Raw genomic sequence first — 16502 nt, 5'->3', positions numbered from 1 at the left:
TCATGCAGTGAAGGCCTCAGCTTTTCCATGGGTTAAAAGTGTTAAGTAGGATGGGTAATTCGGGCATGCTGATTGAATGCCAGCTCGCCAAACGTATGAATTTTTGATGGAGAACCTATGATTTCATAGGAGTCTCCGTTTAGATACAAGGCACAGTCATCTTCAATTGCGATGCCTTTTCTGTCTGACTGTTCCATAAGGGAGTAAAATGCATCCGCACGTTCAGGCTGATTATAATGCGGACAAAAAACAGCATCGATTATATGCCAGCCCTCACTTTCCATGTAGCCATCTCCTTCATAATCAGAGCGAAGTCCGCTGTTGAACCAGCAAATGGCTCCGGCACTGATTCCGGCAATTAATGTGTTGGTTTGGAGAGCCTGGATTAAATGGTAATCGATTTTCCATTTTTTCCATCTCTCCATCATATTCAAATAGTTCCCGCCGCCAAGATAAATCAAGTCAGCAGCATGAATGGCTTTCTTTACTTCAGAGTCAGAAGGGCTGCGGGAACCCGTGCGCAAGACGGAGACCTTGCACCGAGGACGATTTTCAAAAACTCCGCGGAATTCATTTATGTAGTCTTCATCATCTGCTGCGGCAGTTGGTATAAATAAGACTTCAGGATTCTCTTTTCCTGTCAGTTCCGCCAAACGTTGATTAATGGGAAACTGATCATCCTCCCTGGCGTATCCCCCTCCGATTAATACTAAACGCATTTTGCATTCTCGATCGGCAGTTTTAAAATATATTGTTCTCCAATCCTGCCGTTTTTACGATTGCCTGTGTCAAGAAATCCTGCTTTTTTATATAGATTTTGTGCAGCGAGATTTCTATGGTTGACAGCTAATATTATTTCCAGGCACTCTGGAAATTCCTGCTGAACAAAGTCACTTAACAGCTGCAGTCCTCCTTTAGCATACCCTTTCCCCTGATCAGAGAAATTAATAGAGAAGGAGGTTAATAGCATCCGTTTTGGGAGATCTGTATATTCGCGCACTCTCTCACTGGAGTGAAGAAGAAAAAAGCCGACTGGTATTCCCTGATTCAAAATGACAATTGGGTGCTCGCCTGCGGAGCCTTCAAGCCTGTTAATCGGCAGGGAAGTGAATGGCAGTTGCTCTGGCGGGAGGCTGAACTCTTGAAGCCTTTCAATATGATGGGGCTGGTATTTTTGTAATTCCATTTTAGTCTCCTTTATTTTGCGAGATTTTCTAATCCATATCATACAGCAAATCCAGAAAGTATGACAAAAAAATCCACTTTAAGGTAAAATTAGGGTAAAAAGGAGCGGGAGATGTCGAAGTTAGATTCTTTGTGGGACGCTATCATGTTTTTGGGAATGGCTTTTAGAGGAGTTTATTACTGGGGAATTCCGATTTGGGTGTTTGCAGGCGTGTTTCTTCTTGGGGCGGGATTGTATGTATACTATCATAAAAAGTTTAAGCGAAGAGAAAGCAGAGGAATGGAAAAGTATTGACGTGCAGAGCTGACTGAAGTGGACAACTAAATGTCCAGCTCAGTCAGTTCTTTTTCTTCGATGCCGCTCTCCTGAAGAAAGAGCTTAATCCTTTGTTCATACTCAGCCTGATTCATCGTAAAGGACATCGCATGTTCTGCATTCTCAGCGATATAGATCTTTTTTAAACCGGGTTTTTGCTTATACAAATGAATAGAGGAAGAGAAGGGAATGGTCCCATCTTTTTTTCCGTGAATAAAAAGGATAGGTTTTTGAATTTGGTCTATGATTTTTATGGGTGAAACCTCATCCATGTTATACCCGTCACGCCATTTAAGAAAAAGACGGGCGATTGGCATGACAAGCCATTTAGGAATGCGGATTTCAGCTTGAAGGCGGTAAAGAAGCAGCTGCTCCAAATCCTCGAATGGGCAATCCGCTATGTAAAAATCAGCCCCGTCCTCCAGAATGCCGGCGTATAGAAGCATGGATACGGCACCCATGGATTCCCCATGGATGCCAAGGGTAATGTTTTCACCGTATTGATGCTTCAGCCAATGGACGGCAGAGCGCAGGTCGAATTTTTCATAATAGCCGTAACTCGTTGTCTTCCCTCCGGATTCACCATGCCGCCGGTGATCGTAGATCAGGACGTTATAGCCCCGGTCAAGGAACAGATTCATATACTTAATGGAATTATACCGGTTCATCGTGACACCATGGCTGACGATGACAAATTTTTTCTCTTTGTACGGAGCGATCAGATAGCCCTTAATGCTGTACCCAAACCTGGAAGGAATGCTCACGTTCCTCTTCTCAAGCTCATCGAAATCCTTTTGGACAAAATGGCCGCCGAGTTTTTCCTTTTCGATGATCTCTTCATCCGTTTTCTTTTTCGAATACATCATCATATGAGTGAAAAAGAACCCGACAGAAACGATGTAAGAGAGGGCTGCACCAAGTCCGATTACAAGCTTCTTCATTGGTTTTTCCCCCTTTAAAAGGTTTTTGTCACATTTTACATGTATGCTGAAAAGATTAAAAATAATACGTCCTCCTCAATGTGCTAAAAAAAAAGACACCCCCTGAGAGTGTCGATGCATCATTGCGCTTTTTCTGCCGTTTGGGCTTTCCATAGCGTATATTGCTTGCTGGAAATCGCTTTATTAAGAAACGGCTCAATGCTGTTTACCGCCTTTAAAACCTTCTCAAGTGAAATCCCGGTTTCGATCTTCATCTCCTGAAGCATGTAAAGAACATCCTCTGTCGCGACATTGCCGCTTGCTCCGGGAGCGAATGGACATCCGCCAAGGCCGCCGGCAGAGGTATCGAACCGGTCGACTCCAGCCTGTAAAGCAGCCAGCACATTTGCGAGTCCAAGTCCCCTCGTATCATGAAAATGAGCGGTGATTAAGGTTTCGGGAAATTCCTGCTTTAAGCGGGAAAAGAGGGAGTAGACCTCCTGAGGATGGGCCATCCCGATTGTATCGGCAACACTTAAATCATCCACTCCTGCATCAGCGAACTGACGGCAGATTTCAAGAACAGGTTCTTCTTCGATTTTTCCTTCGTACGGACAATAGAAGGATGTAGATATGCAGGCACGAATGAACAGACCGCGATCCTTCGTTTTTGCTAGTAGCGGAAGGAGCGAATTCATGCTTTCCTCTGTTGTGCGGTTAATGTTTTTTTGGTTGAATGTATTGCTTGCACCGACAAAGAAGGCGACAGCTCGGCAGTCATTGTCCAATGCTTTTTGAAGGCCTTTTTCATTGGGTGTAAGAACGATGCTTCTGCCAGCAGCAGAGCCAAATCTTACAATCTCTTCGGCATCCGCCATCTGAGGTACCCATTTTGGGGAAACGAAGGAGGTAATCTCCATTTCGTTAAAGCCAGCTTCCTTCAAAGCCTTGATAAATTGTAGCTTGCTTTCAGTAGGAATTAAGTTTTTCTCATTTTGCAGCCCGTCTCTTGGTCCGACTTCAATGAGATGTGCTCTTTCGGGAAAGTTCAAATTACGTGCCTCCTTCAAATTGTAAGGGTTTACATATTGTTATTTTAGTAGGAAAATAAAGGGGAAAGCAAATGGTATTTTCAGAGTATTGGAATTTTTGCAAAGGGGATGGAAAAAATGAATGCAAAAGAAATCGTAATCGTAAGCGCAGTGAGAACGGCTTTAGGAAGCTTTGGTGGTGCACTTAAGGGGGTTTCGGCACCTGAGCTTGGAGGCATCGTCATTAAAGATGCATTGGAAAAAGCCGGCGTTTCTGCGGAGCATGTAGGCGAAGTCATCATGGGAAATGTGCTGCAGGCAGGGATCGGACAAAACCCTGCCAGACAGGCTGCAATGAAAGCCGGTTTGCCAGAGGATATTCCATCGATGACCATAAATAAAGTATGCGGATCCGGATTAAAAGCTGTCCATCTTGCATTCCAGGCAATTGCAGCTGGGGAAGCAGATGTAATAGTTGCCGGAGGAATGGAAAATATGAGCCAGGCTCCTTATTTGGTTAAAGGCGCACGGGATGGTTTCCGTATGGGCGATCAAAAGCTTGTAGACAGCCTGACCTCTGATGGTTTGACTTGTGTGTTCAATGATTACCATATGGGAATGACAGCTGAAAATCTGGCTGATCAATATAGCATTACGAGAGAAGAACAGGACCAGTTTGCGGCAGAAAGCCAGGCGAAAGCGGTACGCGCCGTTAAGGAAGGAACATTTAAGGATGAGATTGTGTCCGTCAGCATTCCGCAGCGAAAGGGAGAACCTGTCATTTTTGATACAGATGAATATCCGCGGGAAGGGACAACGGCAGAAGGGCTTGGCAAGCTGCGTCCTGCGTTCAAAAAGGATGGAAGCGTTACCGCAGGGAATGCGTCGGGAATTAATGATGGAGCAGCTGCGGTTGTTGTGATGAGCCGCGAGAAAGCCGAAGAGCTGGGCGTAAAACCGCTTGTGAAAATTTTAGCCAACGGAAACGCCGGTGTTGACCCGAGCATTATGGGAATCGGGCCGGTCAAAGCGGTAAAAAAAGCACTGGAACGGGCGAGCGTTGAGCTTTCCGAAATTGAATTAATCGAAGCCAATGAGGCATTTGCGGCGCAGACACTGGCGGTGGATAAAGAGCTTCATTTTAATAAAGAGATTTTAAACGTCAATGGAGGAGCCATTGCTCTTGGACATCCGATTGGTGCGAGCGGTGCGAGAATCCTTGTTACCCTGATTCATGAAATGAAGCGGAGAGGATCCAAGAAAGGCCTCGCCACCTTGTGCATTGGCGGCGGACAGGGTGTGGCGACAATTGTTGAGAGCGTAAACTAAAGGGAGGGAACGGAATGAAGCCGGTTTATCATTCTTCTTTAAAGGCAGTAGAGGATATCCGCGATGGTGCGGTCTTAATGGTCGGAGGATTCGGGCTTTGCGGGATTCCCGAGAACTTAATTTTGGCTTTAGCTGAAACGGGTGTAAAAGATTTGACGGTTATTTCGAACAACTGCGGTGTGGATGACTGGGGTCTTGGATTGCTGCTGAAAAACAAGCAAATAAAGAAGATGATCAGCTCCTATGTCGGTGAGAATAAAGAATTTGAGCGGCAGGTTCTCGCAGGTGAACTCGAAGTCGAGCTTCTTCCGCAGGGTACACTGGCAGAAAAGATCCGTGCAGGCGGAGCGGGTATTCCAGCCTTTTTTACTCCGGCAGGATACGGGACTGAGATAGCGGAAGGAAAAGAAACGAGATCCTTTCACGGAAAAGAATATGTTCTGGAAGAAGCGCTCACAGCTGACTTCAGCCTTGTAAGAGCGTACCGGGCTGATAAAATGGGGAACCTTATCTACAACAAGACCGCGCGTAATTTTAATCCGATGATGGCAGCAGCCGGTAAAATAACGATCGCAGAGACGGAGGAGCTTATTGAGACCGGATTAATTGGAGCGGATCAAATCCACACTCCAGGGATTTACATACAGCGTCTCATAGTCGGAGAGCAGCAGAAGAAAATCGAGCGCCGGACTGTAAAGAAAACGGGATGAGGGGGAACGGTCATGATTGAAGATAAAGTGCTGGTCAGAGAAAAAATAGCAAAGCGTGCGGAAAGAGAAATTCAAGATGGCTTCTACGTGAATCTTGGAATCGGGATGCAGACCCTTGTTGCAAATTATATCCAGGAAAACAAACAGGTTGTGCTGCAATCGGAGAACGGCCTTCTCGGCATCGGACCCTATCCTGAAGACGGCGATGTAGATCCTGATTTGATAAACGCCGGGAAAGAAACGGTCACCGCCATTTCAGGAGCTTCCTATTTTGATAGCGCCGAATCGTTTGGCATGATTCGGGGAGGCCATGTGAACCTGGCTATTTTAGGCGGGATGGAAGTATCAGAAACGGGAGACCTGGCCAATTGGATGATACCTGGTAAAATGATTAAAGGGATGGGCGGTGCGATGGACCTTGTTCATGGCGCACAGCGGATCATCGTCATTATGGAGCATGTCAGCAAGAACGGTTCTCCGAAGATTCTAAAAGAGTGCTCACTGCCTCTTACAGGAAAAAAGGTCGTACACCGTATTATTACGGACCGGGCTGTACTGGATGTTACCGAACTTGGACTAAAATTGGTGGAAATCGCAAAAGGGTATACAATCGAAGATATAATAAATTCGACTGAGCCTGAACTAATAGCAGGAGACGACATAATTCTCGAAGCCTATTAACCTGCAAAGGCAGAACGGGGGTAAATCCCTGTTCTGCCTTATTTTTTGGCTGTGTTAAAGCATAGTGTTGATCTTTGACACCTGTTGATTGGAGCGCCTGCAGTGGAAATCAACAGCCAAGTTTAAAAGAGCTATTTTTTAAAGAAGAGTGCGGGAAGCAATGGGAAGAATCATAGAACTGAAAAAAGACAAAGCAGTTGTTCGTTTAACTGGCCTCACCGGATTTTTCGCCTTTAAAATGAATCTCGGCATTCCTTTCGAAACAATCAGCCAGGTCTATGTAGATCAATTTGAAGCTCCAAGATGGATGCTGAGGATGCCGGGGACATCTATATCCTTTCTCCATATTTATGAAGAGAGCTTTAAATACAGGGATGAATGGTATTTTCTTTCCTATAGCGGGAGAGGACCTCTGCTTCAGCTGGAGCTGGATGGCCATCCAAAATACAAGCTGGTTGTTCTTCAGATGGAGAACCCAACTGCAACGGCTGCTGAAATTCGAACTTGGCTAAGAGTAAGAGAAGAAAAGCAGGAAGAGAAATGAGAAGGTTTATCCAATGGATACACATTGAAAAAGGGCGGAATGCTCCGCCCTCGTTAGTCGTTATAGCAGGGACTCTGCCCCATCAATATAAATTTCCGTACCGGTGATATGAGAGGACTGTTCGGATGCAAGAAAATAAACCAGATCGGCTACCTGTTCAGGCTGACCGGAGCCTTGAGCAAGAGGCTGATTGCCTTCCGGGTATTCAACCGGAATTTCTACCTCTTTCAGGTTCTCCTGTTTTTCAGTTGAAGCATCGATATTTGTGTCAATAGCACCCGGGCAGATGGCATTGACTCTAATTTTAAATTGAGCCAATTCCAGCGCGGCCATTTTCATAAAGGCAACCTGAGCCGCTTTCGTTGTGCTGTAAGCGGACATCCCGAAGTTCTTATAGATGCGGTTCCCGTTAATGGAACTGGTAATGATAATGCTGCCCCCGTTTTCTCTAAGCAAAGGAATGCTGTATTTCACAAATAGAAACGTACTTCTCAAATTGGTTTGGATCGTTTTATCCCAATCGTCTGCTTCCATTTCTTCAATTGATGAGAAGACGCCATTTATTCCTGCATTATTAAAGATAATGTCTAAATTACCCCAATGGTTTTTAACCTCTTCAATTGCAGCCTTAACCATCGATTCATCCGCCATATCCGTTTCAATCGCAATGGCTTCCCCGCCAAATTGATTAATTTCATCTCTTACCTCAAGCGCGCTTTCCTTATCCAAATCCAATATACAAACGCGGATTCCTTCACGTGCAAATTTTAGGGCCGCTGCTTTTCCAATACCGGATCCTCCGCCTGAAACGATGGCAACCTTCGTGTTTTTTACCGAACTGTTTGTCATTCCTATGTACCTCCAAAGAGTTATTTACGATTTCAATACCCTTTTTGGAGAAGAATTCATCCATCGATAAAAAAAAAGATACAAAAAAGCTCTGATCCATTAGCGGCCAGAGCTTTTTTTCTATTCTCTATGCTGTTCGTATTGATCGGCCTTGCTTATTTTGCGGAGAAGCTCGACTTCTTCATTAATAAGGGGTTCTGCGTTCACAGCCGCTGCATTCTGCTTCAGCTGCGAAACCTTGCTTGCTCCGGGAATCACAGCTGCAACAGCTGGTGAAGCCAGGCAATATTGGAGGGCTGCCTCTGTATAAGAGTGTCGCGGTACCGCTTTTTTTAATTGTGCACGCAATTCAGCAAGCTCAGCAAAAGAATAACTCATGTATCCTTTATCTTTTATACTTGAACCAGCCTGCTCCAGTTCTCTATCTGACAAAATTCCCTTAGCAAGCGGCCCTCGTGCAATCACGCTGACTCCATGTTCTTCAATAAGGGGGAACCATTCCTCCGGTCTCCGGTCAACTAGACTGTATTGCATCATAATAGAGGCAATTGATGATTTCTCAAGATACTGTTTGATTACATTTGGTCTAATGGAAGAAATGCCGTATTCCCGTATTAGGCCTTCTTTTTTCAGTTCTTCAAAGGCTTCAATCGTTTCATTTATATTGTCCTCGATTGTCCCTCCGTGCAGCTGATAAAGGTCAATATAATCGGTTCCCAGTCTTTGCAAGCTGTCTTTCACTGCGTTTTGGATGTGGGATTTGGAGGGGTCCCATGTCCAGCCGTCTTTACCTTCCTCCCAGCGGTTCCCTGCCTTTGTCGCGATGATCAGGTCCTGTCTGCGGTTTTGAATGGCCCGGCCTACAAATTCCTCATTTAAACCAAAGTCGTAGAGGTCGGCTGTATCAAAATAATTAATTCCAAGTTCAATCGCTTCATCAATAATGGCTCTCGCATGTGACTCGTCCTTGCCAAGTGACATGCAGCCCAGCCCCATTTTGCTCACATATAAATCGGAGCGCCCGATTTGTCTTTTTTCCATCAGCGTTTCCCTCCTGTCCTATCTATTCTGACAGTAGTATACCGGTGATGAAATTGCAAACGGGAAGCCTGTCTTATGTTTTGTCAATCCATTCCTTGACAGTTGTGAATTGCTTGCTGTATTCCTTTAGTTTCATTCTGATTTCCCATGCTTTCCCGACAAGGATGATCCCTTTTTCCAGTTTGTATATTTTCATGCGGTCCCGTTCCTTTCGTTTAAAAGGGGTTATGATAAAATGTATGAAGATACGGTGAATATTACGACAGGAGCTGAAAAGATGGAGCATTTAAGAGAGAAAGAACTTTCATCCGAGCAAATTTATTCAGGCAAAATCATTGATTTATATGTACAGGAAGTTGAACTTCCGGACGGAAAAACGTCAAAGCGTGAAATCATTAAGCATCCTGGAGCAGTAGCTGTGATTGCTCTTACAAGCAATGGGAAAATACTGATGGTTGAGCAGTTCCGCAAGGCGCTTGAACGGACCCTGGTTGAAATTCCAGCTGGAAAACTGGAAAAAGGCGAAAAACCCGAAACAACGGCAGTTCGTGAGCTTGAGGAAGAGACAGGCTATACAGCAGGAAGTATCGACCATCTTATTTCGTTCTATACATCACCAGGTTTTGCGGATGAACTGGTTCATTTATACATAACGGAAGACTTAATTCCTTTAGAAAACAAAGCAAGCCTTGACGAGGATGAATTTGTGGAATTAATGGAAGTGACGCTTGAAAAAGCAGAGGAAATGGTGGCAAATGGGCGAATTTATGATGCGAAAACGGCCTACGCTGTTCAATACTTACAGCTGCGTCAAGCAATGAAGGGAAAATGAAGGAGTTTTTTGCCGATCTGCACGTTCATATCGGCTCTTCCATGTCGGGAAAACCGGTCAAGATAACGGCTTCCAGAGCTTTGACGCTTTCTTCTGTTTTGACGGCAGCCAGTGAAGAGAAGGGGATGGATGTGATTGGCATTATCGATGCACATGTTCCGGAGGTTCTCGAAGAGGCAGATAAGCTGCTTAAAGCAGGCGTATGCATAGAGCTTGAAGGCGGTGGAATCCGATTTCAAAACACGACTCTGATCCTGGGGTCAGAGCTCGAGATCTATGACGAAAATTGCTCCGGACCGATACATGTCCTCGTCTATTTTCCGAACTTAAAAACAATGAAAGAATTCTCAGAGTGGATCTCACACTATATGAAGAATAATACGCTGAGCTCTCAAAGAGTCTATGCTTCAGGAAAAGTCCTTCAGATAATGGTCAAAGAGCTGGGCGGATTGTTCATTCCCGCTCATATTTTTACTCCATACAAAAGCTTGTATGGAAGGGGAGTGAAAACATCATTAACGGAGGTCTTTGATCCGGGTTTAATTGACGCGGTGGAATTGGGTTTAAGCGCGGATACAGAAATGGCGTCCGCCATTGCAGAGCTTGCTGAGTATCCTTTTGTAACAAATTCAGATGCGCATTCAACAGGGAAAATAGCAAGAGAATATCAGAAGCTGCAATTGATGGAACCTTCCTTTAAAGAATTACTGCTGGCTCTTAAAAATGAGAAGGGGAGAACGATCCTTGCAAATTACGGTCTTAATCCGCTTCTCGGAAAATATCACCACACTGTATGTGAAGGCTGTGGTGCAGTCATGACCCATGTAGTCACAGTCTGCCCAAAATGCCACTCAAAGAAAGTCGTGAAGGGCGTCAGTGACCGACTAAAGGAACTTGCAAATTCACCTGGAAATCTAGACATGCGTCCGCCATATATCCACCAGGTACCTCTTCAATTCATACCAGGAGTGGGACCGAAAACGCTAATGAAGCTGAAAGACCATTTCGGTACAGAAATGGATATTCTTCACCGTGTTGCGAAGGATGATCTTGCTCGTATTATTCCTAAAAAGATAGCAGGACTTATCGCTGACGCAAGATCTGGGAAGCTTGCTGTATTAGGCGGCGGAGGCGGTGTGTACGGCAGAATTGATCAAACGTAAATAAGGTAAGCGGAAAAGGCAGCCGTGCAAAATGATCCGGCTGCCTTTTTGCATCGAATTTAGAGAGTGTCCCTGACTCCTTAAGGAAGGTCCGCATTATAGCTCCTTCTATCTAATCATTTTCCCTTCGTGATCATTGAATTTTTTACTCTAACCACGATTTTTCATGATTTTGAGTTTAAGAGATTAAAAATAGGCTGTTATGCTGATTGAAAATTTAGATAAAATTATACAAAAGGTAACAAAAAATTTACAATCCTTTGATTAAATGAAGGGTGTAAAGCATTTACATACTTTTAGGGGGATGGACATGAAAAAAAGAATGGCAGCGGCACTGACTATTAGTTTAATGGTACCGGTTTTCACTTCTGCGGGAGCTGCAAGCGGACCAGTAACAGTAAAATCGATTGAATACAAAGGCATGCAGGCACCAAAGACGATTCCTGAAATGGTGGACACTTATACAAAAGCATCCATCGAAGTGACATACAGCAACGGCCTAAAAGAAAATTACCCGCTTTCTTATAACCGCCTCTTCAAATCTGAGGACAAAGTGGCTGTGAACAAAGGAGAAATGATTGCTGCAGGCGCTCCAATCGATGTGAATGGAAACGTCATTATGGATAACAGCGTTGAAGGAAAACCGACTCCTTACGTTTCCGATGCCCCTGATTCCAACAGCATGCTGCATGTAGGAAATGAAATTTATATGATTACGCACTATGAATATCAAACATTTGATGCTGCCGGTAAATCAGCATATGGCCTGGTGCCGGCGTCCATGTCCCTTTCAAAAATGAAGCAGGATCCAAAAACGGGAAAATTAACTCCTGAAAAAGTTGAGAAAATCGATTTTTCTGATGTGAACGGAATCTGGATTCCCTGCAACGGGTCTCTATCTCCGTGGGGCACACATTTAGGATCAGAGGAATATGAGCCGGATGCCAGAAGCTTCGAAGATACAAAATCCAAAACTTATGCACAAACAGCCAGTTTCGCTAAGCTTTACTTCGGAGATGAAAAGAAAGCCAACCCATACTACTATGGATGGATTCCTGAAATTACAGTGAAAGAAGGCGGAGAGACTGAAGTGGTTAAACACTACAGCACAGGCCGCTTTTCACATGAGCAAATGACGGTCATGCCTGACAACCGCACGGCGTTTTTCGGTGATGACGGCGGGAATACGATGATGTTTATGTATGTAGCCGATAAGGAAAAAGATCTATCTTCAGGAACACTTTATGCGTCTAAATTCAAACAGACTGGAACCGAAAATGGGGGTTCCGGTGACATGGAATGGATTCGCCTGGGCCATGGAACGGATTCCGAAGTGAAGCAGATCATCGACAGCGGTACAAAATTCAGCAGTATTTTTGAAGTTTCCGATACACCGAAAGAGGGCTTCACAGCAGTTAAAACATATGCAAATGCAAACACTGAATACCTGAAGCTGAAACCAAATATGGAAAAAGCAGCTGCTTTCCTGGAGCCCCGCCGCTATGCAGCCATGATGGGTGCTACTTCCGAATGGAATAAAATGGAAGGTTTGGCGTTCAATCCTAAGGAAAATAAAGTATATGTAGCTATGTCTGATGTGTCTAAAACAATGGAGAAAGATGCAACAGGAAAAGAGCCTGCAGATCATATCCAGCTGCCGAAAATTAAATCCGGTGTAACCTATGAATTAAATCTTGCAGAAGGACAAAAAGATCAGACTGGCGCACCGATTAACAGTGCCTATGCAGCTAAATCGATCAATGGTCTTCTGACTGGTGAAGATATGACTCAAGCGGACGCCTACGGAAATACGGCGAATCCTGATAAAGTGGCTAATCCGGATAACCTGACGTATTCAGCTGAAATGAACGCCCTTTTAATTGGGGAAGACAGCGGAATGCACACGAACAATTTTGTATGGGCATATGACCTTGACAAGAAAAAACTTGAGCGTCTTTTATCGGTTCCTGCCGGTGCAGAAGCGACAGGTCTTCGCATGATTGAGAACATGATGAATCACTTTTATATGCTAAGTAATTTCCAGCATCCAGGGGATGGATTAAAAGACTTCCCGATCACTGCGGTGAACAAAGATCAGCTGATTGCCGAAATGGAAAAACAGATCGGGATTAACAAAACGGGGGGCGTAGGCTATGTCGATGGTTTCCCATCCGTTAAAGCCGGCAGCGTCGCTGTCCACAACTATCCGATTGGCCGTATGAACGTGAATAAACCGGTACAAATGTATAAAATGGATGCCTCGGGCACAATGACAAAAGCAGCTTCTCTTAAAAAAGGATTCTACCGGGTATACGGAGAAATGAAAGATTACTATAATGTCGGCGGCAGCTATTATGTGAAAAAAGACGAAGCAGGGGCCGTTTATAACGGAAGAATCCTTCTTAAATCGTCAATGGAGATGTATTCAACTGACGGAAAAGTATTTAAAACTCTTAAAGCTGGAGAAGCCATTCGAGTGTACGGTATGGAAGACGGCAAATATAACGTTGGCAATGGCTACTACGTAAAGCAAGACCGCAAGGCTTTGTACTATGAAGGAATGGTTATGCTGAAGAAAGACGTTTCTATAATGAAGGATGGAAAAACCGCTAAAACGCTGAAAAAAGGCAGCATGGCGCGTGTTTATTCTGTAGATGGCAACAAGCTTCACGTTGGCGGAGGCTATTATATTGATGCAGATAAAGCCTCCATCGCTTATATGAAAAACTAAATGCCCGACTTAGGAAGCCTCTTAAGGATTAAATTCCTTAAGGGCTTTTCTATTTTTTTAAAAGCGTGCCGTTACGAATTGCTGGCCGGAAAGTAAAATGGACACCCAGCCGTTATGAAAGGTACGTGCACGGATGCTTAAATGACATTCCCCATCTATATGGCAGTAAAATTTGTGAAAGACGCTTTTCTTGCATACAATCCTTTCAGCCGCATAAACTCTATTAAATTAAGGTTGGGAGGACATGCGTATGAAAAAACAGCCGATGAAAGTATTCATCGCGAATCACATAAAACAGCAATCATCCATTTATTTATTTGTATGTGTACTGTTCATGATGGGGGTTATATTCGGCGCGATCATTGTAAACAGCATGACCTTCACACAGAAGGAAGACTTGTTTTTTTACCTCAGCCGATTTTTTGGACAGGTTACGGACGGAAAAGTTGCAGATTCCACCGAAATGTTTCAGCAAAGCTTTATGCACAACATTAAATATCTCGGGTTAATTTGGATTCTCGGTATTTCCATTATTGGGCTTCCTATTATTCTCATTATGCTGTTCCTGAAAGGAATGGTAGTCGGATTTACCGTCGGTTTTCTTGTTAATCAAATGGGCTGGAATGGGTTCGTCCTCTCGTTTGTTTCCATCCTGCCGCAAAATATTCTGATCATTCCGGCCTTTATCGTGCTGAGTGCTGCAGCCATCTCTTTTTCTCTTAAACTTGCCATGTACTTATTAAATAAAAAGAGAAATCTGCTTGACTCTCCGCTTCAATCCTTTTCGAAGTACGCAGCTGTGTTTGCAGGAATCATGGTTATGATTGCTGGAGCATCTGTCCTGGAAGCATTTGCTTCTCCGGAACTTATGAAGGCTGTTGTGCAGCTTGTTAATAAATAATAATTATTTTCTTTTTATAATTATTATAAAGTTCTAATTGTAATTATTTTAGTTGGAACCCTTTCGCTCTTCTGCTATAATGGTTGAGGAAGCGGCGAGGGAGGAAATCGTTCATGGAAAACCGCATTGACCGGATAAAAAAGCAGCTCCATTCTTCTAGCTATAAGTTAACGCCACAGCGTGAAGCGACCGTTCGGGTTTTGCTCGAACATGAAGAAGACCATCTGAGTGCCGAAGATGTTTACCTCCTCGTTAAGGAAAAATCTCCGGAAATAGGATTAGCAACGGTCTATCGGACGCTTGAATTACTGACTGAACTGAAAATTATCGATAAAATAAACTTTGGTGATGGTGTATCCCGTTATGATTTGCGAAAAGAGGGAGCAGCTCATTTTCATCACCACTTAGTGTGCATTGAATGTGGAGCAGTAGCTGAAATTGAAGATGACTTGCTTGAGGATGTAGAAGAAATCGTGGAAAGAGATTGGAAGTTTAAAATAATGGACCACCGTCTTACCTTTCACGGAATCTGCGTAAAATGCCAGCAGAAAAAAGAAGATCAGGAACAAAGCGAATAAGAATACATAAGACCTTTCCCTTCACGGAAAGGTCTTTTTTCTTGCCTTCCGTGTCGTATAAAAGCAAGGCGTTCCGGCATATAATGAAGTATCAAAAAAATGAGACAAGACTTCGGAGGGCGTCATGAAACGATATTTGCAGACGGGACTGGACATGTTTAAAGTATTCATCGTCTTTACTGGATTTACGATTCTCTTCTACTATGCTATTATTTGGATTAACTTAGAGTATCAGGATTACCATCGGTATGATCCTCCTGAAGGATCGGCGCTGAAGGTAACAAAGATGGTTGAGAATCAGCCTGATCAATGGCTGAACCGTCTTTTCTTCTTTTATTCAGATGGGGAGTAGAGGAATGTGAATGATCAGCTGAAAGATTTCATTCATTATATGGTCGTAGAACGGGGTTTATCGCATAATACCGTTGTATCCTATGAAAGAGATTTAAAAAATTATCTTCTTTTTTTGGCTGGGCAGGAATTGGACAGCCTGAATAAGGTGTCAAGAGTCCACATTATCCATTTTTTAAAGATGCTAAAAGAGAGCGGCAAATCGAGTAAGACCATTGCACGTCATATTGCTTCCATAAGGGCTTTTCATCAATTTCTGCTTCGTGAACGAGCTGTTGATCAGGATCCTTCTGTCCATATTGAAACACCACAGGTTGAACGGACCCTTCCTAAAGTTTTATCCCTTGAGGAAGTTGAGAAACTGATGGACACGCCGCTCATGAATTCCCCCTTTGGATACAGAGATAAAGCGATGCTTGAACTCATGTACGCAACAGGAATACGTGTCAGTGAGATGACGGAGCTTAATTTAGCAGATGTGCATCTGGAAATGGGCTTTATCCGCTGCTTTGGGAAAGGAAGCAAAGAGCGCATCGTGCCGATTGGACGTACAGCGGCCGGTGCCATACATGATTATTTAGAAAAAGGCCGTGTCAAGCTTGCCAGCAGAAAAGAAACGACGGACGCTCTTTTTCTGAATCACCACGGCAAACGCATTACCAGACAGGGTTTCTGGAAGAATCTTAAGAAAATTTCTCTTGAAGCAGGGATTCAAAAGGAATTGACACCTCATACATTAAGGCACTCATTTGCAACGCACCTGCTCGAGAATGGAGCAGATTTGCGGGCTGTACAGGAAATGCTTGGCCACGCAGATATTTCAACTACACAAATTTATACACATGTGACAAAAACCAGATTAAAAGATGTGTATCAGCAGTTTCATCCAAGAGCGTAAAGAGGCTGGGACAAATCTCAGTAAATAAGAGAGGCCGTCGCAATTAAGTTTGCGACGGCCTCTCTTTTTATGTTTAGTGTTCATTTTTTAATGAAGAATATAAGGACACCTTCTGATAAAATTAAAGTTACCACACAATAACTATCGGAGGTGCCCTTATGTATAAACAGTATAACATGGACCAAATTGTTTTGCCCTTAGATTTAGAAATGAAACTCGATGAAAAAGATATCGCCTACACCGTCCATCATATGGTTGAACAGATCCCCAATGAAGCCTTTTCTGGTTTCGTGCGAGAGACCGGATGTCCAGCTTATCACCCGAGAATGATGATGAAAATTATCTTGTGTGCCTATACTCAATCTGTATTTTCTGGCAGAAAAATAGAGGGGCTCCTTACAGACAGCGTTCGGATGATGTGGCTTTCTCAAGGATATGTCCC

The 16502-nt window shown here is 43.8% G+C and carries 20 protein-coding genes; 13 read left to right on the top strand and 7 right to left on the bottom strand.

Annotated features, from left to right (window positions below; all coding sequences use genetic code 11):
• Positions 1-41 precede the first annotated feature (41 nt).
• Together AS29_RS01195 and AS29_RS01190 are read right to left on the bottom strand one after the other, a co-directional pair.
• Positions 42-719 (bottom strand): Type 1 glutamine amidotransferase-like domain-containing protein, encoded by a 678-nt coding sequence (locus AS29_RS01195; RefSeq protein WP_035404198.1) that lies wholly within the window; start codon positions 717-719, stop codon positions 42-44.
• Positions 710-1186 (bottom strand): GNAT family N-acetyltransferase, encoded by a 477-nt coding sequence (locus AS29_RS01190; protein ID WP_035404200.1) that lies wholly within the window; start codon positions 1184-1186, stop codon positions 710-712. Before AS29_RS01190 ends, AS29_RS01195 begins: the two co-directional genes overlap by 10 nt.
• Positions 1187-1297: 111 nt before the next feature.
• Here AS29_RS01190 and AS29_RS01185 point away from each other — a divergent pair, with 111 nt between their 5' ends.
• Positions 1298-1480: a hypothetical protein gene (locus tag AS29_RS01185; RefSeq protein ID WP_035404202.1), complete on the top strand. Its 183-nt coding sequence runs from the start codon at positions 1298-1300 to the stop codon at positions 1478-1480.
• 26 nt (positions 1481-1506) lie between these two features.
• On the opposite strand, the gene AS29_RS01180 is transcribed toward AS29_RS01185, so the two are convergent.
• Both AS29_RS01180 and AS29_RS01175 read right to left on the bottom strand, forming a co-directional pair.
• Positions 1507-2442 carry an alpha/beta hydrolase gene (locus tag AS29_RS01180; RefSeq protein ID WP_051860487.1) on the bottom strand — a complete coding sequence of 312 codons (936 nt, stop codon included), beginning with the start codon at positions 2440-2442 and terminating at the stop codon, positions 1507-1509.
• Positions 2443-2561: 119 nt separating this feature from the next.
• Positions 2562-3473: a hydroxymethylglutaryl-CoA lyase gene (locus tag AS29_RS01175; protein WP_035404203.1), complete on the bottom strand. Its 912-nt coding sequence runs from the start codon at positions 3471-3473 to the stop codon at positions 2562-2564.
• A gap of 117 nt (positions 3474-3590) precedes the next feature.
• Between AS29_RS01175 and AS29_RS01170 the strand changes: the two genes are divergently transcribed.
• The 4 genes from AS29_RS01170 (at position 3591) to AS29_RS01155 (ending at position 6716) form a co-directional block, all read left to right on the top strand.
• Positions 3591-4781, top strand: a complete 1191-nt coding sequence (locus AS29_RS01170) for an acetyl-CoA C-acetyltransferase (protein WP_035404204.1) — start codon at positions 3591-3593, stop codon at positions 4779-4781.
• A gap of 14 nt (positions 4782-4795) precedes the next feature.
• Positions 4796-5491 carry a CoA transferase subunit A gene (locus tag AS29_RS01165; protein ID WP_035404205.1) on the top strand — a complete coding sequence of 232 codons (696 nt, stop codon included), beginning with the start codon at positions 4796-4798 and terminating at the stop codon, positions 5489-5491.
• Between the two features lie 12 nt (positions 5492-5503).
• A complete protein-coding gene (locus tag AS29_RS01160; protein WP_035404208.1) occupies positions 5504-6172 on the top strand; it encodes a 3-oxoacid CoA-transferase subunit B in 669 nt (222 codons plus the stop codon).
• A 160-nt stretch (positions 6173-6332) separates the two neighbouring features.
• A complete protein-coding gene (locus tag AS29_RS01155; protein ID WP_035404210.1) occupies positions 6333-6716 on the top strand; it encodes a hypothetical protein in 384 nt (127 codons plus the stop codon).
• A 60-nt stretch (positions 6717-6776) separates the two neighbouring features.
• Here the strand turns inward: AS29_RS01155 and AS29_RS01150 are convergent, their stop codons facing one another.
• From AS29_RS01150 to mciZ, 3 genes are all read right to left on the bottom strand, one after another.
• On the bottom strand, positions 6777-7565 hold the full coding sequence (locus AS29_RS01150; RefSeq protein ID WP_035404212.1) for an SDR family oxidoreductase: 789 nt from the start codon (positions 7563-7565) through the stop codon (positions 6777-6779).
• A gap of 120 nt (positions 7566-7685) precedes the next feature.
• The gene (locus tag AS29_RS01145) at positions 7686-8606 is read right to left on the bottom strand and encodes an aldo/keto reductase (protein WP_035404214.1); all 921 of its coding nucleotides are present in this window, start codon (positions 8604-8606) and stop codon (positions 7686-7688) included.
• Between the two features lie 73 nt (positions 8607-8679).
• Entirely contained in the window at positions 8680-8802 is a 123-nt protein-coding gene (mciZ, locus tag AS29_RS01140; protein ID WP_066098927.1) for a Z-ring formation inhibitor MciZ, read from the bottom strand.
• Positions 8803-8883: 81 nt separating this feature from the next.
• Between mciZ and AS29_RS01135 the strand changes: the two genes are divergently transcribed.
• From AS29_RS01135 to AS29_RS01100, 8 genes are all read left to right on the top strand, one after another.
• Positions 8884-9438: an NUDIX hydrolase gene (locus tag AS29_RS01135; RefSeq protein WP_035404312.1), complete on the top strand. Its 555-nt coding sequence runs from the start codon at positions 8884-8886 to the stop codon at positions 9436-9438.
• A complete protein-coding gene (locus AS29_RS01130) occupies positions 9435-10601 on the top strand; it encodes an endonuclease Q family protein (RefSeq protein ID WP_035404216.1) in 1167 nt (388 codons plus the stop codon). Before AS29_RS01135 ends, AS29_RS01130 begins: the two co-directional genes overlap by 4 nt.
• 310 nt (positions 10602-10911) lie before the next feature.
• Complete coding sequence (locus tag AS29_RS01125) at positions 10912-13332, top strand: PhoX family protein (RefSeq protein ID WP_066098921.1); 2421 nt, start codon at positions 10912-10914, stop codon at positions 13330-13332.
• Between the two features lie 250 nt (positions 13333-13582).
• A complete protein-coding gene (gene spoIIM, locus AS29_RS01120) occupies positions 13583-14233 on the top strand; it encodes a stage II sporulation protein M (protein WP_035404218.1) in 651 nt (216 codons plus the stop codon).
• Between the two features lie 113 nt (positions 14234-14346).
• Positions 14347-14811: a ferric iron uptake transcriptional regulator gene (gene fur / locus AS29_RS01115; RefSeq protein ID WP_035404220.1), complete on the top strand. Its 465-nt coding sequence runs from the start codon at positions 14347-14349 to the stop codon at positions 14809-14811.
• A gap of 124 nt (positions 14812-14935) precedes the next feature.
• Positions 14936-15163: a YqzK family protein gene (locus AS29_RS01110; protein ID WP_035404222.1), complete on the top strand. Its 228-nt coding sequence runs from the start codon at positions 14936-14938 to the stop codon at positions 15161-15163.
• 6 nt (positions 15164-15169) lie between these two features.
• The gene (gene xerD, locus AS29_RS01105) at positions 15170-16060 is read left to right on the top strand and encodes a site-specific tyrosine recombinase XerD (protein WP_035404224.1); all 891 of its coding nucleotides are present in this window, start codon (positions 15170-15172) and stop codon (positions 16058-16060) included.
• Between the two features lie 158 nt (positions 16061-16218).
• Positions 16219-16502: IS1182 family transposase (locus tag AS29_RS01100; RefSeq protein WP_035404226.1), on the top strand; the 284-nt coding region annotated here is incomplete at its 3' end.

The organism is Bacillus sp. SJS, from assembly GCF_000732485.2.
Classification (GTDB): domain Bacteria; phylum Bacillota; class Bacilli; order Bacillales; family Bacillaceae; genus Metabacillus_B; species Metabacillus_B sediminis.
The sequence above is the reverse complement of the archived record's forward strand: the minus strand, read 5'-3'. Positions and strand labels throughout refer to the sequence as shown.